At 67.3% G+C, this 18,800-nt stretch carries 20 protein-coding genes; 12 read left to right on the top strand and 8 right to left on the bottom strand.

All coding sequences use genetic code 11. The features are described from left to right. Positions 1 to 151: 151 nt before the first annotated feature. The 5 genes from argB to metW all read left to right on the top strand — a co-directional run bounded on the left by argB (position 152) and on the right by metW (position 4,811). Positions 152 to 1,069 (top strand): acetylglutamate kinase, encoded by a 918-nt coding sequence (argB, locus tag AC3WLF_RS16570; RefSeq protein WP_010813296.1) that lies wholly within the window; start codon positions 152 to 154, stop codon positions 1,067 to 1,069. Positions 1,070 to 1,140: 71 nt separating this feature from the next. Continuing rightward, on the top strand, positions 1,141 to 2,079 hold the full coding sequence (locus AC3WLF_RS16575; RefSeq protein WP_492321153.1) for a pyrimidine 5'-nucleotidase: 939 nt from the start codon (positions 1,141 to 1,143) through the stop codon (positions 2,077 to 2,079). Next, on the top strand, positions 2,076 to 2,747 hold the full coding sequence (gene slmA / locus AC3WLF_RS16580) for a nucleoid occlusion factor SlmA (RefSeq protein WP_492321154.1): 672 nt from the start codon (positions 2,076 to 2,078) through the stop codon (positions 2,745 to 2,747). Before AC3WLF_RS16575 ends, slmA begins: the two co-directional genes overlap by 4 nt. Positions 2,748 to 3,021: 274 nt before the next feature. Next, entirely contained in the window at positions 3,022 to 4,203 is a 1,182-nt protein-coding gene (gene metX / locus AC3WLF_RS16585; RefSeq protein ID WP_011614402.1) for a homoserine O-succinyltransferase MetX, read from the top strand. Continuing rightward, on the top strand, positions 4,200 to 4,811 hold the full coding sequence (gene metW / locus AC3WLF_RS16590) for a methionine biosynthesis protein MetW (RefSeq protein ID WP_010813300.1): 612 nt from the start codon (positions 4,200 to 4,202) through the stop codon (positions 4,809 to 4,811). The genes metX and metW overlap by 4 nt, the downstream gene beginning before the upstream one ends. A 4-nt stretch (positions 4,812 to 4,815) precedes the next feature. On the opposite strand, the gene AC3WLF_RS16595 is transcribed toward metW, so the two are convergent. Then, complete coding sequence (locus AC3WLF_RS16595) at positions 4,816 to 5,730, bottom strand: LysR family transcriptional regulator (RefSeq protein ID WP_492321155.1); 915 nt, start codon at positions 5,728 to 5,730, stop codon at positions 4,816 to 4,818. Between the two features lie 110 nt (positions 5,731 to 5,840). On the opposite strand from AC3WLF_RS16595, the gene AC3WLF_RS16600 reads away from it, so the two are divergent. Both AC3WLF_RS16600 and AC3WLF_RS16605 read left to right on the top strand, forming a co-directional pair. After that, entirely contained in the window at positions 5,841 to 6,728 is an 888-nt protein-coding gene (locus AC3WLF_RS16600) for a DMT family transporter (protein WP_492352869.1), read from the top strand. 124 nt (positions 6,729 to 6,852) lie between these two features. Beyond that, positions 6,853 to 7,701 (top strand): acyl-CoA thioesterase, encoded by an 849-nt coding sequence (locus AC3WLF_RS16605; RefSeq protein ID WP_492321156.1) that lies wholly within the window; start codon positions 6,853 to 6,855, stop codon positions 7,699 to 7,701. A gap of 13 nt (positions 7,702 to 7,714) precedes the next feature. Here the strand turns inward: AC3WLF_RS16605 and AC3WLF_RS16610 are convergent, their stop codons facing one another. Continuing rightward, positions 7,715 to 8,974 (bottom strand): muropeptide transporter, encoded by a 1,260-nt coding sequence (locus AC3WLF_RS16610; RefSeq protein ID WP_492321157.1) that lies wholly within the window; start codon positions 8,972 to 8,974, stop codon positions 7,715 to 7,717. Between the two features lie 150 nt (positions 8,975 to 9,124). On the opposite strand from AC3WLF_RS16610, the gene AC3WLF_RS16615 reads away from it, so the two are divergent. Continuing rightward, positions 9,125 to 10,087 carry a M48 family metallopeptidase gene (locus AC3WLF_RS16615; protein WP_492321158.1) on the top strand — a complete coding sequence of 321 codons (963 nt, stop codon included), beginning with the start codon at positions 9,125 to 9,127 and terminating at the stop codon, positions 10,085 to 10,087. Between the two features lie 70 nt (positions 10,088 to 10,157). On the opposite strand, the gene argC is transcribed toward AC3WLF_RS16615, so the two are convergent. Beyond that, positions 10,158 to 11,105 carry an N-acetyl-gamma-glutamyl-phosphate reductase gene (gene argC, locus AC3WLF_RS16620; RefSeq protein WP_492358510.1) on the bottom strand — a complete coding sequence of 316 codons (948 nt, stop codon included), beginning with the start codon at positions 11,103 to 11,105 and terminating at the stop codon, positions 10,158 to 10,160. A 173-nt stretch (positions 11,106 to 11,278) separates the two neighbouring features. Between argC and AC3WLF_RS16625 the strand changes: the two genes are divergently transcribed. Together AC3WLF_RS16625 and AC3WLF_RS16630 are read left to right on the top strand one after the other, a co-directional pair. Continuing rightward, positions 11,279 to 11,575, top strand: coding sequence for a type II toxin-antitoxin system MqsR family toxin (locus AC3WLF_RS16625; RefSeq protein WP_492358511.1), 297 nt, complete (start codon positions 11,279 to 11,281; stop codon positions 11,573 to 11,575). A gap of 31 nt (positions 11,576 to 11,606) precedes the next feature. Further along, positions 11,607 to 12,005, top strand: coding sequence for a type II TA system antitoxin MqsA family protein (locus AC3WLF_RS16630; protein ID WP_492358512.1), 399 nt, complete (start codon positions 11,607 to 11,609; stop codon positions 12,003 to 12,005). Positions 12,006 to 12,014: 9 nt separating this feature from the next. Here AC3WLF_RS16630 and AC3WLF_RS16635 read toward each other — a convergent pair whose 3' ends face one another. Then, entirely contained in the window at positions 12,015 to 12,791 is a 777-nt protein-coding gene (locus AC3WLF_RS16635) for an exodeoxyribonuclease III (RefSeq protein ID WP_492321162.1), read from the bottom strand. Positions 12,792 to 12,818: 27 nt separating this feature from the next. Here AC3WLF_RS16635 and pyrE point away from each other — a divergent pair, with 27 nt between their 5' ends. Continuing rightward, positions 12,819 to 13,505, top strand: coding sequence for an orotate phosphoribosyltransferase (pyrE, locus tag AC3WLF_RS16640; protein WP_492352866.1), 687 nt, complete (start codon positions 12,819 to 12,821; stop codon positions 13,503 to 13,505). Between the two features lie 90 nt (positions 13,506 to 13,595). Next, positions 13,596 to 14,903, top strand: coding sequence for a patatin-like phospholipase family protein (locus tag AC3WLF_RS16645; RefSeq protein WP_492321164.1), 1,308 nt, complete (start codon positions 13,596 to 13,598; stop codon positions 14,901 to 14,903). A 14-nt stretch (positions 14,904 to 14,917) separates the two neighbouring features. Here the strand turns inward: AC3WLF_RS16645 and AC3WLF_RS16650 are convergent, their stop codons facing one another. From AC3WLF_RS16650 to AC3WLF_RS16665, 4 genes are all read right to left on the bottom strand, one after another. Next, positions 14,918 to 15,727 carry a polyphosphate kinase 2 family protein gene (locus AC3WLF_RS16650; protein ID WP_492321165.1) on the bottom strand — a complete coding sequence of 270 codons (810 nt, stop codon included), beginning with the start codon at positions 15,725 to 15,727 and terminating at the stop codon, positions 14,918 to 14,920. Positions 15,728 to 15,834: 107 nt separating this feature from the next. Further along, positions 15,835 to 16,701, bottom strand: coding sequence for a diaminopimelate epimerase (dapF, locus tag AC3WLF_RS16655; RefSeq protein ID WP_492321166.1), 867 nt, complete (start codon positions 16,699 to 16,701; stop codon positions 15,835 to 15,837). A gap of 42 nt (positions 16,702 to 16,743) precedes the next feature. Next, entirely contained in the window at positions 16,744 to 17,637 is an 894-nt protein-coding gene (locus tag AC3WLF_RS16660) for a lipid A biosynthesis lauroyl acyltransferase (protein WP_492321167.1), read from the bottom strand. Next, entirely contained in the window at positions 17,634 to 18,536 is a 903-nt protein-coding gene (locus AC3WLF_RS16665; protein WP_492321168.1) for a lysophospholipid acyltransferase family protein, read from the bottom strand. The genes AC3WLF_RS16660 and AC3WLF_RS16665 overlap by 4 nt, the downstream gene beginning before the upstream one ends. Between the last annotated feature and the right edge of the window lie 264 nt (positions 18,537 to 18,800).

Below are 18,800 nucleotides of genomic sequence, written 5' to 3' on the forward strand. Positions count from 1 at the left end.
GTTCGGCCGGTTGACTCGCGCCCCGCGCGGTTTCTTGTAAAATCGGCGCCTGCCATGGCCGGATGGCGCACTTTCGGGCGATCCCCGTTGGTTATCCCTGGCTACGTGGCCGATTAGCCATCATACCTGTTGATTCTCACGGATGTCCCCCATGAACGCCGACAACCCCGGGCCTGCCGCAACCACGGTGGCCGCCATTGCTCCCGCGCTGAAAGCCGAGATCCTCGCCGAGGCCCTGCCGTATATCCGCAAGTTCCACGGCAAGACCATCGTGGTCAAGTACGGCGGCAATGCCATGACCGAAGAGAAGCTCAAGCATGGCTTCGCGCGCGACGTGATCCTGCTCAAGCTGGTCGGCATGAACCCGGTGGTGGTGCACGGCGGCGGCCCGCAGATCGATGAGGCACTGAAGAAGGTCGGCAAGGTCGGCACCTTCGTGCAGGGCATGCGCGTCACCGACGAAGAGACCATGGAAGTGGTCGAGTGGGTGCTGGGCGGTGAAGTCCAGCAGGACATCGTGATGCTGATCAACCAGTACGGCGGCCAGGCCGTGGGCCTGACCGGCAAGGACGGCGGCCTGATCCGCGCCAAGCGCCTGCAGATGCCCGACCGCGAGAACCCGGGGGCGTTCATCGATATCGGCTACGTCGGCGACATCGAGGCGATCAACCCCGCGGTGGTCAAGGCGCTGCAGGACGACGCCTTTATCCCGGTGATCTCGCCGATCGGCTTCTCCGACGACGGCCAGGCCTACAACATCAACGCCGACGTGGTTGCCGGCAAGATGGCCGAGATCCTGAAGGCCGAGAAGCTGGTGATGATGACCAACATCCCGGGCGTGATGGACAAGAAGGGCAACCTGCTGACCGACCTGTCCGCGCGCGAGATCGAAGAGCTGTTCGCCGACGGCACCATCTCGGGCGGCATGCTGCCGAAGATTTCGTCGGCGCTGGATGCGGCCAAGAGCGGCGTGCATTCGGTGCACATCATCGACGGCCGCATCGAGCATTCGCTGCTGCTGGAAATCCTGACCGAGCAGGCCTTCGGCACCATGATCCGCTCGCACTGAGCGGAGCCTCGGGGCGGTGCCGGCAGCGGCCGGCCGCCCCGGACATCCCATCACCCTCCGAGTTGCCCGGCGTGCCTTCCAGTCTTCGTTCTCCGCGCCGTGTCCGCGCTCGCCTCTGCCGCCACCCCGCGGGCAATACCTCGGGCAATACGGTCTGGCTGTTCGATCTCGACAACACCCTGCACGACGCCTCGCACGCGATCTTCCCGGCCATCAACCGGCTGATGACCGACTACGTGGCGCGCGTGCTCGGCTGCGACGAGGCCACCGCCAGCCGCGTGCGCGTGGACTACTGGCAGCGCTACGGCGCCACGCTGCTCGGCATGATCCGGCACCACGGCGTGGATCCGGCTGATTTCCTGCGCGCCGCGCATGAATTCCCGGCGCTGGCCGACATGGTGCGGGTGCGGCGCGGGCTGGCCGCGCACCTGCGGCGCCTGCCGGGGCGCAAGATCCTGGTCACCAATGCGCCGCAGGACTACGCGCGGGCGGTGCTGGAGATAGCGGGCATACGGCATTGCTTCGAGCGCGTGGTGGCAATCGAGCAGATGTGGGTGCATGGCCACCTGCGGCCCAAGCCGGACCGCCGCATGCTGCGCCGGCTGCTGGTGCAGACCCGCATCGCGCCACATCGCGCGGTGCTGGTGGAAGACACCGTGTCGCACCTCAAGCGCTATGCCGGCACCGGCATCCGCACCGCGTGGGTGACGGGCTACCTGCGCACGATCGCGCCACCGCGCCCGCATGAGGTGCCTGCGGTGCGCGATGACGGCAGCCGGCGCGATGCCGCGGTACGCTCGACGCTGGAGGCGGAGGACCGGCGCCATGTCGGCCACGCCGCGCAGGAGCAGTCGGTGACGCTGGTGGCCGCGGAGACCCAGGCACCGCAGGCGCAGCCCGACAACGTGCGGCGCGTGCGCGCCCGCGTGCCGAACCGGCCGGCCTATGTGGACATAAAAGTACAATCGATGCATCAACTCCAACGACGAATGCGGAGAATCGGGTCATGACGCAAAGCAACGGGCGCGAGCCAGAGGCGGTCATTTCAGGCAGTGCGCAGGATGCGCAGGACGGAGGCCAGCCGCCGGCCACGCAGGTGCGCAAGCGTCCGCGCCCGGGCGAGCGCCGCGTGCAGATCCTGCAGACGCTGGCCACCATGCTGGAGCACCCGCGCGGGGAGAAGATCACAACGGCGGCGCTGGCTGCGCGCCTGAGCGTGTCCGAGGCGGCGCTGTACCGCCATTTCGCCAGCAAGGCGCAGATGTACGAGGGCCTGATCGGCTTTATCGAGCAGACCGTGTTCGGCCTGATCAACCAGATCACCGACAAGGAAGAGCACGGCCTGCGCCAGGCCCATGCCATCGTGCGCATGCTGCTGTCGTTTGCCGAGAAGAACCCGGGCATGACGCGCGTGCTGACCGGCGAGGCGCTGGTGGGCGAGCACGAACGCCTGCAGGAGCGCATTAACCAGGTGGTGGACCGCATCGAGGCCTCGCTGCGCCAGTGCCTGAAGATGGCGGTGACACAGGCCGCGTTCCCGGCGGACGCCGACATCCCGGCGCGCGCGGCGCTGATCATGGCGGCGGTGCAGGGGCAGTGGCACCGCTACGCCAAGAGCGGCTTCCGCAAGTCGCCGTCGCACTATGCCGAGGCGCATCTGCGGGTCTTGCTGGGCTGAAAACAACATGCCGGGCCGATTGCTCTATAATTGCCCGGTCGCGCCGATTTGATGACTGGCTTGCGGGCGCGCGGCAGCCAAGGGACCAAGTTCCGGGTTGCCACTATAAATGCGGCTAAAGAGGTTGGGTCGGCGCCCCATGCCACCACGGTAGTGGATGGCGCCGGCACGCGGAATCCCGCAAGGAATCCAGTGAATCCCGACTTGGCTGCGACGCTTCATACGCAAATGCCGGTCGGGTTTTTTTATGCCCGTTCGCCACGGGCCGGATTCCATGACTGATGTCGCCCTGCCGACCGCCGCGCCTGCCGCGTTCGACCTGCCGCCCGATTCGGTCGGCGTGGTTGCGCCGCAGCGCATGCACTTTGCCGAGCCGCTGAAGCTGCGCAACGGCTCGTCCATTGCCGGCTACGACCTGATGGTCGAGACCTATGGCACGCTCAATGCGGCCCGCTCCAACGCGGTGCTGGTGTGCCACGCGCTCAATGCCTCGCACCATGTGGCCGGCGTCTATGCGGAAGACCCGCGCGACGTGGGCTGGTGGGACAACATGGTCGGGCCCGGCAAGCCGCTCGATACCAATCGCTTTTTCGTCATCGGCGTCAACAACCTGGGCTCATGCTTCGGCTCGACCGGACCGATGAGCCTCAACCCGGCCACCGGCGCGCCCTACGGCGCGGCGTTCCCGGTGGTGACGGTGGAGGACTGGGTCAATGCGCAGGCGCTCGTGGCCGACGCGTTCGGCATCACGCAGTTCGCCGCGGTGATGGGCGGCAGCCTGGGCGGCATGCAGGCGGTGGCCTGGAGCCTGCTGTACCCGGAACGCCTGCGCCACTGCATTGTGGTCGCGTCCACGCCCAAGCTGTCGGCGCAGAACATCGCCTTCAACGAGGTCGCGCGCAGTGCCATCCTGTCGGACCCTGATTTCCACGGCGGCAACTACTACGCGCATGGCGTCAAGCCCAAGCGCGGCCTGCGCGTGGCGCGCATGATCGGCCATATCACCTACCTGTCGGACGAGGACATGGCCGAGAAATTCGGCCGCGAGCTGAAGACCGACGACATCCGCTTCTCCTTCGATGTCGAGTTCCAGGTGGAGAGCTACCTGCGCTACCAGGGCGACAAGTTCGCCGAGTACTTCGACGCCAACACCTACCTGCTGATCACGCGCGCGCTCGACTACTTCGACCCGGCGCTGGCCTTCGGCGGCGACCTGACGCGCGCGATGGCGCAGACCCAGGCCAGCTTCCTGGTGGCGAGCTTCGGCACCGACTGGCGCTTCGCGCCCAGCCGCAGCCGCGAGCTGGTCAAGGCGCTGCTGGACAACAAGCGCCCGGTCTCGTACGCCGAGATCGATGCGCCGCACGGCCACGACGCCTTCCTGCTCGACGACCCGCGCTATCACAACCTGATGCGCGCCTACTACGACCGCATCGCAGAGGAGATCGGCGCATGAACGCCCTGGCCAATCCCAATATCCTGGCGCTGCGCCCCGACTTCCGCGCGATCGCGCGCTGGATCGAACCCCATTCCACCGTGCTCGACCTGGGCTGCGGCGACGGCAGCCTGTTGCGCGTGCTGCAGGACGAGCTCGACGTGCAGGCCTACGGCATCGAGATCCGCGACGAAGGCGTGCTGGCGTGCGCGCAGAAGGGCGTCCATGTCATCCAGCAGAACCTGGAGGGCGGGCTGGCGCTGTTCGAGGACAAGAGCTTCGACACCGTGATCCTGTCGCAGACGCTGCAGACCATCCACAACACCGCGCAGGTGCTGCGCGACACGCTGCGGGTGGGGCGCGAGTGCATCGTGTCGTTCCCGAACTTCGGCTACTGGCCGCACCGGCTGTCGGTGTTCCGCGGCCGCATGCCGGTGTCGGAATCGCTGCCCTACCAGTGGTACAACACGCCCAACGTGCGCGTGCTGACCATCAGCGACTTCGAGGCGCTGGCGCCCAAGGTCGGCCTGCGCGTGATCGACCGCGTGGTGATGCACGAGGGCGTGACCGTCAACTGGGGCGGCAACTGGCGCGGCAGCCTGGCGGTGTACCGGGTCTGCGCGGCCTGAGGCGTCAGCGCGGCGCGTCGCCGGCGGTGCCGGCCAGATGATCGACAAAGGCGCGCACCTTGGGCGGTACATGCCGGGTGGGCGTGTAGACCGCGTAGGCCGTGCCGATGTAGGGCTCGAGGATGTCCCAGTCGGCCAGCACGGTGACGACCCGGCCCTGGTCCAGCGCATCGCCCAATGAGAAGTCCGGCACCAGCCCGATGCCGGCATCGCGCTCCACCATGCTCATGATCGCCAGGCTGTTGTTCAGCGTCAGGCGCGGCGGGATGCGCACCTCCACTTTCTCGCCGCTGGCCTGGTGGCGCATGGCCCAGCGCTCGCCGAAGTTGCCGTAGCCGAGGTACAGGCAGCGTGCGGCGGGCAGGTCGGCGGGCGTGGCCGGCGTGCCGTGGCGGGCCAGGTAGCCGGGCGAGGCCACCAGCCGGTAGCGCACCTCGCGCAGCGGGCGCGCGGCCAGCCCGGGTGCCAGTTCGCGCGCGATGCGTACGGCCACGTCCATCCCTTCTTCGACCAGGTCGACCATGCGGTCGGCCAGCGTCAGCTGCAGGTCCAGCCCCGGGTATCTGGCCAGCAGCGCCGGCAGCCGCGGCGCCAGCCAGGCCTGCCCGAACGAGACCGGCGCGCTCACGCGCAGCACGCCATGCGGCGTGCCGCCGTGCTCACCGGCCAGCGCGGTGACGTCGCGCGCTGCCGCGGTCATGCGGGCGCAGGCGGCGTAGACCGATTGGCCCAGTTCAGTCAGTGCAAAGGCGCGCGTGGTCCGCTGCAGCAGGCTGGCGCCGAGCGTGGCTTCCAGCCGGGAGACGTGCCGGCTGACCGCCGACGGCGTCATGCCCAGGTCGAGTGCGGCAGCCGAGAAGCTGCCGCACTCGACCACGCGCGCAAACACGGCCATCGCATTAAGTGGCATATCCGGCATGGCACGTCCTCTTTTTTTGACTTTAAATCAAATACTAATTGATCTCTGACGAGATTGTTGAGCAGATCGCATGATGGAACAATGCGGCCATTGTCTGACCGGAGTCCGTCATGCCCTCGCAACAACCCTTGCCAGGCGGCGCCTGGCGCATGGTCGCGGCCATGCTGCTGTCTGGCACCATCGGCTGGTTCGTGGTCACCAGCGGCCAGCCGCCGCTCGATGTGGTCTTCTTCCGCTGCCTGTTCGGCGGCGCGGCGCTGCTGGGCGTGCTGACGCTGCAGCGCGGCTGGGTTCGGATGAGCCGCGCGCAGCTTGGCTGGCTGGCGCTGGGCGGCGTCACACTGGTGCTCAACTGGCTGGCGCTGTTCTCGGCGTATGCGTACAGCGGCATCGCCATTGCCACGGTGGTCTACCACACCCAGCCGTTCTTCCTGCTGCTGCTGACCTCGGTGATCCAGCGCGAGCCGTTCCCGTTCGCACGACTGCCGTGGCTGGTGCTGGCCTTTGCCGGGGTGATGCTGATCACCGGGCTTGAGCATGGCGCCACTGGCACTGCGATGCTGGCCGGTATCGGCCTGGGCCTGCTGGCGGCACTGCTGTATGCGGTGACGACCCTGGCCACGCGGCGGCTGCAGGCGATTCCGCCAGGCCAGATTGCCGGGCTGCAGATGGTGCTGGGCGTGCTGATGCTGGCGCCGCTGGCACATCCCGCGGCCGGCAGCTATGGCACCAGCACCTGGGCCGCGCTGCTGGCGCTGGGGCTGGTGCATACGGGCGTGATGTACACGCTGCTGTATGGCGCGTTCCAGCGGCTCAACGTGGTGTCGATCGCGACGCTGTCCTTCATCTATCCGCTGGTGGCGATCGTGATCGACGTGATGGTGTTCGGCGTCGTGCTGGGTCCGCTGCAGATCGCCGGGATGGCGCTGGTGCTGCTGGGCGTGGTCGCTAACCAACTGGGCTGGAGCCTGCCGCTGCGGCGGCGGGTGCAAGGCTGATGCGGGCGCCACGGTGCCAGCGGCTGGAGGATTGACGTCTTGACCCGAACGCTGACTACGGTTAGTGTAGGCAGCGCATCGAACGATCGTGCTATTCCCTGCGAGTCACCAACCCATACCAGCCATGTCCACTGCGCCCCAGACCCAGGCGGCCACCGCCGCCAGCCCGCTCCATCCCTTTGACGACGCGCTGGCGCTGGAGCCGGCCGGCGAGCACCGCTTCCTGGGCCGCACCACGCCCGAGTACTGGAACATGATCGGCCCGTTCGGCGGCATCACCGCCGCCACGCTGCTGCAGGCGGCGCTGGACCATCCGCAGCGCCTGGGCGACCCGGTCTCGCTGACGGTCAACTTTGCCGGGCCGATCGCCGAGGGGCCGTTCGAGATCGAGGCGCGCCCGGTGCGCACCAACCGCTCGACCCAGCACTGGACGCTGGAACTGCGTCAGGGCGATGCCGTGGCCACCACCGCCACCGCCATGTTTGCGGTGCGCCGCGAGACCTGGGCCTGCGGCGAGGCGCTGATGCCGGAGGTGCCGGCGGCCGACGCCCTCCCGCCCATGAGCGGGTTTGCGCCGGTGCGCTGGCTCAAGTCCTACGACATGCGCCCGGTGCGCGGCGCCAAGCCGACTGCCGAGGCCGGCACCGAGCACCCGGACAGCCTGACGCAGTTCTGGCTGCGCGACGCGCCGGCGCGCACGCCGGACTTTGCCGCGGTGGCGGCCTGGGCCGACAGCTTCTACCCGCGCATCTTCCTCAAGCGCGCGGGCTTCGTACCGGCCGGCACGGTCTCGATGACCACCTATTTCCATGCCGATGCGGCCACGCTGGCTGCGCTGGGCGACAGCCACGTGCTGGCCAGCGCGCAGGCGCAGGTGTTCAGGCAGGGCTTCTTCGACCAGCGCGCGCAGCTATGGAGTGCCGGCGGCGAGCTGATCGCCAGCTCGCATCAGGTCGTCTACTACAAGGAATGAGGCAGGCGCGGGCTCAGGCGATCGCTTCGCGCGCCTGGGCCTCGTAGCGATGCACGGTGTGGCGCATGGCCCAGAGCAGCATCACGCCGGGCAGCGCCACCACCACGGTGCCCAGGTAGAACGGCGCCCAGCCCCAGGCCTCGACCATATAGCCCGACGAGGGCCCCACGTAGACCCGGCCCACCGACGCCAGCGCCGACAGCAGCGCGTACTGAGTGGCCGAGAACGAGCGGTTGCACAGCGTCATCAGCAGCGCGACGAAGGCCGCCGTGCCCATGCCCCCGCACAGGTTTTCGACCGCAATGGTCGCGCCCATGGTCCACAGGTGCGGCGGCGTCACCGCCAGGATCCAGTAGCCCAGGTTAGACACCGCCTGCAGCACGCCGAACAGCATCAGCGAGCGGTACAGGCCCAGGCGCACCATCAGCGTGCCGCCGAACAGCGCGCCGATGATGGTGGCGGCCAGCCCCAGGGTCTTGTTGACGATGCCCACCTCGCCCGCCGAGAAGCCCACGCCGCGGATCAGGAAGGTGGTCGACAGGCTGCCGGCAAAGGCGTCGCCGAGCTTGTACAGCACGATCAGCAGCAGCAGCCACCATGCGCCCTGGCGGCCAAAGAAGTCGCGCAGCGGCCCTACCACCGCCTCTTCCAGCGAGCGCGGCGCGCGCGCGGGGACGTCCGGTTCCGGCGCCCACAGCAGCGTGACGATGCCCACGCCCATCAGTGCCGCCATCAGCAGGTAGGTCTGCTGCCAGCCCAGCACGCGGTCGGCCAGCCACAGCGCCAGGCCGCCCGAAACCAGCATCGCCAGCCGGTAGCCCAACACCTTGACCGCCGCGCCGGCGCCGCGCTCGGGCGGGCGCAGCACGTCGGTGCTGTAGGCGTCGAAGACGATGTCCTGCGAGGCCGACAGGAAGGCCACCAGCGTGGCCAGCGCGGCCAGCGTCCACAGCGCCTCGCGCGGCGGGCAGAAGGCCATGCCGGCGATGCCCAGCACCAGCCCCACCTGCGTCACCAGCAGCCAGCCGCGCCGCCGCCCCAGCAGCGGCGGCGTGTAGCGGTCCATCAGCGGCGCCCACAGGAACTTGAAGATATAGGCCTGGCCCACCAGCGAGAAGAAGCCGATGGTCTTGATATCCAGCCCCTCGACCGTCATCCATGCCTGCAAGGTGCCGGAGGTCAGCGCCAGCGGCAGCCCGGAGGCGAAGCCCAGCGCCAGCATGGCGCCGATGCGGCGGTTGCGGAAGATATCGAGGTAGGTCTGGAAGGTCATGAACGGGCCGGCGTGAAGCGCCGCGCGGCTGCGCGGGCGCCGTGTATTATTGCATCACCTGTTTGCCTGCCCGCCACATGCGGCACGGCATCGTTGCCGCGGATCACCGATCCGCCTGCCTGGTCTTCCACTGCGTCCGAGGAACCGCAAATGCTCCGCCGCCTGCAAGGTGTTCAGCGTCCTACCCGTGACCGGCTGGTGCGCGCGCTGGCGCTGGCCGCGGTGGCGGCGCCCATGGCCTGGTGCCTGCCCGCCCAGGCGCAGGACAGCGAGGCTGGCGGCATCCGGCTGGACCGCAGCGGCTCGGCCGTGCGCAAGATCGTGCCGGTCGAGGCCATCGAGCAGCAGGCCGCGCAAGAATATGAGCAGCTCAAGCAGGAAGCCATCGCCAAGCATGCACTGGCCGCCGCCGACAACCCGCAGCTGGTGCGCCTGCGCACGATCGGCAAGCGGCTGCTGCCGCAGACCGCACGCTGGAACGAGCGCGCGCGGCAGTGGCAGTGGGAGATCAACCTGATCGGCTCCAGGCAGGTCAATGCGTTCTGCATGCCGGGCGGCAAGATCGCCTTCTATACCGGGTTGCTCGACCAGCTCAAGCTGACCGACGACGAGATCGCCATGGCGATGGGCCACGAGATCGCCCACGCGCTGCAGGAGCATGCGCGCGAGCGCGCCGCCAAGTCCGAGATCACCAACCTCGGCGCCAACGTGATCTCGCAGCTGTTCGGCTTCGGCAACCTTGGCAATATGGCGCTCGGCACCGGCGCCCACCTGCTGACGCTGCGCTTCTCGCGTGCGGATGAATCCGAGGCGGACCTGATCGGCATGGATATCGCCGCGCGCGCCGGCTATGATCCGCGCGCCGCGGTGTCGCTGTGGCAGAAGATGGGCAAGGTGAGCCAGTCCGGCACCGAGTTCCTGTCCACGCATCCGTCCGGGCGCAGCCGCATCGCCGACCTGGAGAAGCACCTGCCGGAGGTGCTGCCGCTCTATGCGCGCGCGAGCAATACCACGGTGGAGAGGCTGCCGCCATACCGCGCCAACATGGCGGGCCTGGGCGGCGCGCCGGTGGACAGCGGCGACGACGACCGGCAGAAGCCGCTGCAACGCTGAGCGGTCCGCTGGCGCAAATGAAAAAAGCCGGCAATGCCGGCTTTTTCCTCATTCAGGGCTTGCCGCTGAGTCAGGCGCGCAGCCCCGTGGCCTCGTCGGCGCCCACATGCACGTTCATGCATTGCACCGCCGCGCCGGCCGCGCCTTTGCCCAGGTTGTCCAGGCGGGCCACCAGGTTCAGGCGCTCGGCATTGCCGAACACGAACAGGTCGACCCGGTTGGTGTCGTTGTTGGCCTGCACGTCGAAGAAGCCGCCATCGAGGTTGTCGGCGCTGTTGTACGGCATCACGCGCACGAACTGCTCGCCTTCATAGTGCTTGCGGTAGATCTCGACGATCTGCTCGGGGCTGACCTTGCGCGCCAGCCGGTCCGTGAACACCGGCACCGTCACCGCCAGGCCCTTCAGGAAGTTGCCGACGATCGGGTTGAAGACCGGCGCCTGCGCCAGGCCGGCCTGCACGCGCATCTCGGGCAGGTGCTTGTGTTCCAGGCCCAGCGCGTACGGGCGCGGGCTGTCCAGCTTCGGGTTACCGCCGGCTTCGAACTCGGCAATCATCGACTTGCCGCCGCCGCTGTAGCCGGTCAGCGAGAACGCCGAAACCGGATAGTCGGCCGGCAGCACGCCGGCGTCCACCAGCGGACGCACCGCCAGCACGAAGGCGCTGGCGTGGCAGCCCGGCACCGCAATGCGCTTGCTGGCGCGGATCTTCTCGCGCTGGCCGCGCGCCAGCTCGGGCAGGCCGTAGGCCCAGCTGTCGGTGGTGCGGAACGCCGTGCTGGCGTCGATCACGCAGGTGCTCGGGTTGGTCACCAGCGACACCGCCTCGCGCGAGGCCACGTCGGGCAGGCACAGGAAAGCGACGTCGGCGGCGTTCAGGAATCGTGCTCGTTCGGCCGGGTCCTTGCGCTTGTCATCGGCAATGCGCAGCAGTTCCACGTCGGAACGGCCGGAAAGATAGTCAAGCAGCCGGAGACCGGTGGTGCCTTCCTGACCATCGACGAACACTTTGAAAACCATGGCTGACTCACTCAATGAAGTGCGGGAAATGCGAAATGTCCCCTGCCGCATGCGGTAGGGAACCTGCATTGTAGCGGGGATGGGGGCTGATCGCAGGGGTTTGTACCGATGGGATTTGTTGCGATCTGGCACAGTTCCGGGCTTGCAGGATTTAACCAAGTGGGTTAATTTGCATGGAAAAGGGGGCGGCGCATTACAGGCTATGGGACGTGAAGGCATTGCTGGCAGCCGGCAAGATGGAAATGACGTTTGCGGCCTATTCCCATGCGGCGATGATGGGTCTGCGATGGAGCGGTGTCCGCGAAATCCTGATGCAGCTGGGTCCGGCGGACTTCTACAAGAGCATGACAACGTATGAAGACCACAGGGTTTGGCAGGACGTCTACAGGCCTGTCACGCCGCAAGGCGCCTTGAATGTGAAGCTCACGGTCACCGATGAGGTGCGGGTCGTTTCCTTCAAGTTGAGGTAGCAGCGGCGCAGACAGTCAAAGGAGAGGCCAGATGAAGTGTCCTGAGTGCGGTGGCGCGGATCTCGAGGCGGGGATTCGCGACATGCCTTATACGTATCGTGGTGAAACAACCGTAATTCGCGATGTGCCGGGGCAATGGTGTCCCAAGTGCGGCGAGGGCGTGCTGCCTCGCGACAGCGACTGGGTGAGCGATGCGATGCTCGCCTTCAACAAGCAGGTCAACGCCTCGCTTGTCGATCCGGCCTATATCACCGGCGTGCGCAAGAAACTCCGCCTCGACCAGCGCGAAGCTGCCGAGATCTTCGGCGGCGGGGTCAACGCGTTCTCGCGCTACGAGACCGGCCGGACCAAGCCGCCGCTGGCGCTGGTCAAGCTGCTCAAGCTGCTTGACCGCCACCCGGAACTACTCGAAGAGATTCGGGCGGCGTAAGCGCAGTGCTCAGAGCGGATAGTCGTAGTCGATCGACAGCGGCGCGTGGTCGCTGAACTTCTCGTCCTTGTAGATCGAGCAAAGATGCGCGGTGTCGGCGATCCTGGGCGTGGCAAGGTGGTAGTCGATGCGCCAGCCGACGTTCTTGGCGTAGGCCTGGCCGCGGTTGCTCCACCACGTGTACTGGTCAGGGCGCGGGTCCAGCTTGCGGAACACGTCGACATAGCCGTGGGTGTCGAACAGTTCGCCGATCCAGGCGCGTTCTTCCGGCAGGAAGCCTGAGTTCTTCAGGTTGCCCTTCCAGTTCTTGATGTCAATTTCCTTGTGCGCAATGTTCACGTCACCGCACAGCACGATCTCGCGCCCGCTTGCCTTCAGTTGCAGCAGGTGCGGCAGGAAGGACTCCATGAAGCGGAACTTGGCCTGCTGGCGCTCCTCGCCACTGGAGCCGGACGGCACGTACACCGAGATCACCGCCAGGTGCGGGTACTGCACTTCCACATAGCGGCCTTCGTTGTCGAACTCGGGAATGCCGAAGCCGGTAACCACGCGCTCGGGCTGATGCCGCGTGTAGAGGCCTACGCCGCTGTAGCCCTTCTTCTCGGCGTAATGGAAATAGCCGTGGTAGCCATGTGGCGCAAGGAACGCTTCCGTCATGTCGGCGGCCTGTGCCTTCAGTTCCTGCACGCAGACCATGTCTGCGTCCTGCTTGCCCATCCAGTCGAAAAAGCCCTTCTTCGACGCGGAGCGGATGCCGTTGAGGTTGGCGCTGATAATCCGTAACATTCGGGGAAATTTTGAATTCAGAGAGAAATGATGACGCAGCAGAAACCGCCCGCGGGGGCCGACCTCAGCCAGACCTTTATCCGCTTTGCGCTCGATGCGGGCGTGCTGTCGTTTGGCGAGTTCGTCACCAAGGCCGGCCGCAAGTCGCCTTACTTCTTCAACGCGGGCCTGTTCAACCAGGGCGCGATGCTGGGCGAGGTGGCGCAATTCTATGCCAAAACGCTGCTGGCCTCGGGCGTGCAGTTCGACGTGCTGTTCGGGCCGGCCTACAAGGGCATCACGCTGGCGTCGGCCACCGCGGTGGCGCTGGCGGGCATGGGACGTGATGTCGGCTTCGCCTACAACCGCAAGGAAGCCAAGGACCACGGCGAAGGCGGCACCCTGGTCGGGGCCAAGCTGCAGGGCAAGGTGGTCATCGTCGACGACGTGATCTCCGCCGGTACCTCGGTGCGCGAATCGGTAAACATGATCCGCGCCGCCGGCGCCGAGCCGGCCGCGGTGCTGATCGCACTGGACCGCATGGAAAAGAGCGGTACCGCCGAGCAGGTCGGCACCCATTCCGCCGTGCAGGACGTGCAGCGCGAATTCGGCATCCCGGTGATCGCGATCGCCAGCCTGAAGGACCTGCTGGCGTACCTGGATGCGTCGCAGGACCCGGCGCTGGGGGCTTCGCGCCAGGCCGTGGCGGCCTATCGTCAGCGCTACGGCGTCTGAATCCGTTGATGAACATGGGCGCCGGACACCGGTGCCCAATCCGCGGACAGCGGGCGGACGGCTGACTTTCAGACTGGGAGGGGGCGCGGCGTGGCGGCAAAAGAGCGGCAGGAACGGGCAGGGCAGCAGGCGGCAACGCCATCCACAAGGGCGGAATCGGCCGGCAATGGCGATTCGCTGGCCGAGCGCGGCGCGCAGGTGCAGCCGCGCAAGCCGGTGCGCCGGGCCGCCAAGGCCCCGGACCGGCCGGCGCACGAGGCCTATGCCGTGCGCGCGCTGGTGCTGCAGGGCGGCGGCGCGCTCGGGGCCTACCAGGCCGGCGTGTACCAGGGCCTTGCCGAGGGCGGCATCTACCCGAACTGGGTTGCCGGCATCTCGATCGGTGCGCTCAACGCCGCCATCATCGCCGGCAATCCGCCCCAGCGCCGCGTGGAACAACTGCGCGCCTTCTGGGAGTACATCTGCGCGCAGCCGTGGTTGCCCAGCCTGTCGCACACCTGGTTCGCCGACCATGCCGAAGGCTGGCCCGAGCCGATGCGGATCTGGTTCGATGGCCTGCATGCGGCGCGTGCCATGCTGGAAGGCCAGCGTGGCTTCTTCCAGCCGCGCGGCTGGCCGGAGCTGATGTCGCGCTACTCGGACCCGAGCCATGTCAGCTTCTACGACACCACGCCGCTGAAGGCGACGCTCGAGCGCTTTGCCGACTTCGACCTGATCAACCACCGCCCCGACCTGATGCGCGTCTCGGTGGGGGCGGTCAATGTGCGCACCGGCAATTTCGCCTACTTCGACAATACCCGCGACAAGCTCTGCCCCGAGCATTTCATGGCCTCGGGCGCGCTGCCGCCGGGCTTTCCGGCGGTGGAGATCGATGGCGAGTACTACTGGGATGGCGGGCTGGTGTCGAACACACCGCTGGCCGAGGTGCTGACCGCGCAGCCGCGGCGCGATGCGCTGATCTTCCAGGTCGACCTGTGGAGCGCGCGCGGCAAGCTGCCGCACGACCTGGTCGACGTGGCCGAGCGCCAGAAGGACATCCAGTATTCCAGCCGCACGCGGGCCATTACCGACTACATGCGCGAGCAGCAGAACATGCGGCGCATGCTCAACGAGGTGATGGCGCTGGTGCCGCCGTCAAAGCGCGACAACGCCTGGTACCGCCGCGCGGCGGAGCAGGCCTGCGACGCGCGCCGCAACGTGATCCAGCTGATCTACCGCGACAAGTCGTTCGAGAACCTGGCCAAGGACTACCAGTTCGGCGCGCTCACCATGCATGAGCACTGGACCAGCGGGCTGGACGATATCCGCCAGACCCTGCGCCACCCGCAATGGCTGGCGATGCCCAGCCGCGAGCACCCCTTCGTCACGCACGACGTGCACCGCGGCAACGGTGGCTGAGGCGGCCGGGCGGCTCAGTCGACCTTGATACTGGCCAGTTCCGGCCGGGCGGGCGGGTAGGCCGGCTTCAGGTCCTCGAAGACCTTGGTCAGGATCTCCGCCACCATCAGGTTGCGGTGTGTCTTGGAGTCGGCCGGCACCACGTACCACGGGCATTCGGGCGTGCTGGTCGCCATGATGGCAGCCTCGTAGGCGTCCATGTAGGCCTTCCAGTGCTTGCGCTCGGCGAGGTCGTTGGTGTCGAACTTCCAGTGTTTATCCGGGTCTGCCAGGCGCGCTTCGAGCCGTGCCTTCTGCTCGTCGCGGGATATGTGCAGGAAGCACTTGACGATGGTGGTGCCGGTCTCGGTCAGCATCGACTCGAAGTCCCGGATCTGGCGGAAGCGCCGCTCGCACTCGGCGGCGTCGATCCAGTTGTGCACGCGCGTGATCAGCACGTCTTCATAGTGGCTGCGGTTGAAGACCACGATCTCGCCCGTCTTCGGTACCTGCAGGTGGATGCGCCACAGGTAGTCGCGCGCGAGTTCCTCCGGCGACGGGGACTTGAAGCCCACCACGCGGATGCCCAGCGGATCGAAGCTGCGGAACACGCCGCGCACGGTGCCGTCCTTGCCGCTGGTATCCATGCCCTGCAGCACCACCAGCAGCTTGCGCCGGTGCTCGGCGTAGAAGATGTCCTGCTGCGCGTCGAGGGCGTTGCTCAGCTCGATGATGCGGGCCAGGTCTTCTTCTTTCTTGCCGCACGACAGCGGCTTGCTGCCCGGGTCGAAGCCGGCAAGGCGAAAACGCTTGCCCGAGGTAATGCGGAAATCGTCCAGCGGCATGGGCGCTCCATCGGTCTGACCAGCAAGATCAAGGGAATGGGCGCCCCGGCCGGGGCTCCGCGGCAAGGAATGCGGGGCGTGTGGACAGGGGCGCACAGCCCCTATGGTCAGGCCGGCAGGGCTGCCAGGTCAATGCTGCCTTCAAACACGGTGGTGGCCGGGCCGGTCATGCGCACCGGTTCCGCGCCGCCGTCCCAGGCAATGGTCAGTTCGCCGCCGTGGGTATGCACCCGCACCGGCGAGTCCAGCAGGCCGCGCCGGATGCCGGCCACCACGGCCGCGCAGGCGCCGGTGCCGCAGGCCAGGGTTTCGCCGGCACCGCGCTCGTAGACGCGCAGCCGGATGGCATGGCGGTCCTGCACCTGCATGAAGCCGGCATTGACGCGGTTGGGGAAGGCGGCATGGTGCTCCACCACCGGGCCGTCCTGCAGCACCGGGAAGTTCTCCACGTCGTCCACCACCTGCACCGCGTGCGGATTGCCCATCGATACCGCCGAGATCCATTCGGTGCGGCCGTTGACCTCCAGGCCGTAGAGCGTGTCCGCGCCTTCCGCGCGGGTGGGCAGGCCTTCGGCACGGAACGGCACGCGCGCCGGTTCCAGTTCGGGCGCACCCATGTCCACCGTGACCTGGCCGTCGTCCTGCAGCGTCAGGGTAATGACGCCGTTCATCACCTCGACGCGCACCGAGCGCTTGTCGGTCATGCCCTTGTCGGTGACAAAGCGCACAAAGCAGCGCGCGCCGTTGCCGCAGTGCTCCACCTCGCTGCCATCGGCATTGACGATGCGGTAGCGGAAGTCGACATCGGGGCGGGACGGCTTTTCAACGATCAGGATCTGGTCAGCGCCAACGCCGAAATGCCGGCTGGCCAGCGCACGCCATTGCGCCGGGGTCAGGTCGATCTGCTGGTGGATGCCGTCGAGCACGACAAAGTCGTTGCCCGCGCCGTGCATCTTGGTGAACTGGAGTTTCATGGTGGGGATTGTAGCTGCACGGCGCCGGACGTGCCGGCGCGCTCAGTAGATCTCGGGCTCGCCCGGCAGGCGGTGCTTGAAGCGCTTGTGCACCCAGTAGTACTCGGGCACGCGCGGGCGGATGCAGTCCTCGAAGAAGGCATTCATGCGGCGCGTGTCGTCGGTGACGCTTGCGCCGGGGTAGTCTTCCCAGGGCGGCAGGATGCGCAGCACATAGCCCTGGTAGTCGGGCAGCATCTCGGTATAGATCGGCACCACCTTGGCCCCGGTCAGGCGCGCCAGCCGCGACACCGAGGTCAGTGTCAGCGCCTGCACGCCGAAGAACGGCACGAACTCCGAGTCGCGCTCGCCGAAATCCATGTCGGCGATCAGCTGCAGGGCCTCGCCTTTCTTCAGGCAGCGCAGGATGTCGCGCGCGCTGTCGTTGCGCGAGATCATGTTGGCGCCGAAGCGGCCACGCGCGCGCTTCAGGAAGTGGTCGAACAGGTCGTTCTTCTGCCTGGTATAGAGCGACGCGCCGGAGCGGTCGAGATGCTCGCGCAGGTGGATGGTGAGCCGGATCGCACCGGCTTCCACGCCCGACAGGTGCAGCGTCACCAGGATATGCGGGGTGCCATCCAGCGCCACCAGGTCGGCCTGGTCGTCGATCTGCACCCAGCGGCGCATCTGCGCTTCACTGCCGGTCCAGAAGATGCCGCGTTCGGCAAAGCTGCGGAACAGGATGCGGAAGCTCTCGCGAGACAGTTCGTCGATCTCGGCCTCGGTCTTGTCAGGGAAGCACAGGCGCAGGTTTGCCCGCACCACGCGGCGGCGTTCGCTGGGGACCAGGTAGAGCAGGCGGCCCAGTCCTTCGCCGAAGCGGGCAACAAACGGATATGGCAGCTTGCCCAGCACCGTCAGCAGTCCGATGCCGAGCCAGGTGAACACGCGGCTCATGAAAGGGAAGGATCAGTGGTCGTCTTGGTCGCGGTGCTGGCGGCATAGTCAGGCGGCAGCTCGGCGCCGGCCGGATGCTTGTAGCGGTGGTAGCCCCACAGGTACTGCGTGGGCGCCATGGCCACCAGTTGTTCGATATGGCGGTTGATCACGCCGGCGGCCTCGGCGGCATCCTCGGGCAGCATGCCGCCGCCGTCGATCACGCGGTAGTGGCCGCGATAGCCCGCGCCGCGCGGCAGCCGCTCGGCAAACACCACCACCACCGGCGCCTGCGTCAGTTGCTGCAGCCGGTGCACCAGCGCCATGGTGTAGGCCGGCTTGCCAAAGAACGGCGCCCAGTTGCCTTCACCGCCGGTCGGGACCTGGTCCGGCAGGATGCCCACCGCCTGGCCGCGCTTGAGTGCCTTGACCAGCATGCGCACGCCGCGTGGCGTGGCCGGCGCCATGTGCATATTGGGGCGCGTACGCATTTTCTCGATCCAGTCGCGCAGCCACGGCTGGTGCGGCGGCTTGAACAGGGCGGTGACCGGGCGCAGCAAGGCGTGGGACTGAGGCAGCACTTCAAAGCAGCCCAGGTGCGGCGTCAGGATGATGAGCCCCTTGCCGCGCGCTTGCAGCGCCCCCAAGGCCGGCCACATGTCGTCGTCGAAGCCATGCAGCTTCGCGCCGATCTGGCTGCGGCTCCAGAAGTAAGGCATCTCGATGATCATGCGCCCGGCCGAGCGGCCGGCTTCGTCGATCATCGCGTCGGTCGCATCCGGAAACGCGAGGCGGAAGTTTTCCCTCAGGCGCTGGCTATAGCGGCCGGGTAGTCTCGCCGCGACTAGCCCAAGCACGCCTCCCAAGGCTTGAAGCAGGCGGAGCGGAAAACGGGAGATCAGCCAGAAAAGAAAGGTCATCAGGCGCGAAAAGCGAGCCTGTCGCGCGTCCGTGCCGGAAAACGGGCGGGCCAACAGGCGTTTTTTTCGATGGCGGTATTCAGATCCGCGCGCAGCGTGCCGACATCCGGCAAGGCGCACGGCCAGCGCGCGCCAAGGCGGCGCTGGTGTTGCGCCGGCGCCCCTGGCGCGCTGCAACGAGTCCGGCAGGCGCGTATAATAGCGTGTATCGCCGAGTTAACTGACAACTTGCGGGGCGATGCGGCTCTAACCGGGCTGCTTGAA

It is taken from the genome of Cupriavidus sp. FW306-01-F10A (assembly GCF_058782785.1).

Coding starts and splice junctions, on each gene's coding strand:
- metX (WP_011614402.1), top strand. CDS start 3,022: ATGACTGATGTCGCCCTGCCGACCGCCGCGCCTGCCGCGTTCGACCTG.
- AC3WLF_RS16605 (WP_492321156.1), top strand. CDS start 6,853: ATGTCCACTGCGCCCCAGACCCAGGCGGCCACCGCCGCCAGCCCGCTC.
- AC3WLF_RS16610 (WP_492321157.1), bottom strand. CDS start 8,974: ATGACCTTCCAGACCTACCTCGATATCTTCCGCAACCGCCGCATCGGC.
- argC (WP_492358510.1), bottom strand. CDS start 11,105: ATGGTTTTCAAAGTGTTCGTCGATGGTCAGGAAGGCACCACCGGTCTC.
- AC3WLF_RS16635 (WP_492321162.1), bottom strand. CDS start 12,791: ATGTTACGGATTATCAGCGCCAACCTCAACGGCATCCGCTCCGCGTCG.
- argB (WP_010813296.1), top strand. CDS start 152: ATGAACGCCGACAACCCCGGGCCTGCCGCAACCACGGTGGCCGCCATT.
- AC3WLF_RS16595 (WP_492321155.1), bottom strand. CDS start 5,730: ATGCCGGATATGCCACTTAATGCGATGGCCGTGTTTGCGCGCGTGGTC.
- pyrE (WP_492352866.1), top strand. CDS start 12,819: ATGATGACGCAGCAGAAACCGCCCGCGGGGGCCGACCTCAGCCAGACC.
- AC3WLF_RS16630 (WP_492358512.1), top strand. CDS start 11,607: ATGAAGTGTCCTGAGTGCGGTGGCGCGGATCTCGAGGCGGGGATTCGC.
- AC3WLF_RS16665 (WP_492321168.1), bottom strand. CDS start 18,536: ATGACCTTTCTTTTCTGGCTGATCTCCCGTTTTCCGCTCCGCCTGCTT.
- AC3WLF_RS16615 (WP_492321158.1), top strand. CDS start 9,125: ATGCTCCGCCGCCTGCAAGGTGTTCAGCGTCCTACCCGTGACCGGCTG.
- AC3WLF_RS16660 (WP_492321167.1), bottom strand. CDS start 17,637: ATGAGCCGCGTGTTCACCTGGCTCGGCATCGGACTGCTGACGGTGCTG.
- metW (WP_010813300.1), top strand. CDS start 4,200: ATGAACGCCCTGGCCAATCCCAATATCCTGGCGCTGCGCCCCGACTTC.
- AC3WLF_RS16625 (WP_492358511.1), top strand. CDS start 11,279: ATGGAAAAGGGGGCGGCGCATTACAGGCTATGGGACGTGAAGGCATTG.
- slmA (WP_492321154.1), top strand. CDS start 2,076: ATGACGCAAAGCAACGGGCGCGAGCCAGAGGCGGTCATTTCAGGCAGT.
- AC3WLF_RS16650 (WP_492321165.1), bottom strand. CDS start 15,727: ATGCCGCTGGACGATTTCCGCATTACCTCGGGCAAGCGTTTTCGCCTT.
- AC3WLF_RS16600 (WP_492352869.1), top strand. CDS start 5,841: ATGCCCTCGCAACAACCCTTGCCAGGCGGCGCCTGGCGCATGGTCGCG.
- dapF (WP_492321166.1), bottom strand. CDS start 16,701: ATGAAACTCCAGTTCACCAAGATGCACGGCGCGGGCAACGACTTTGTC.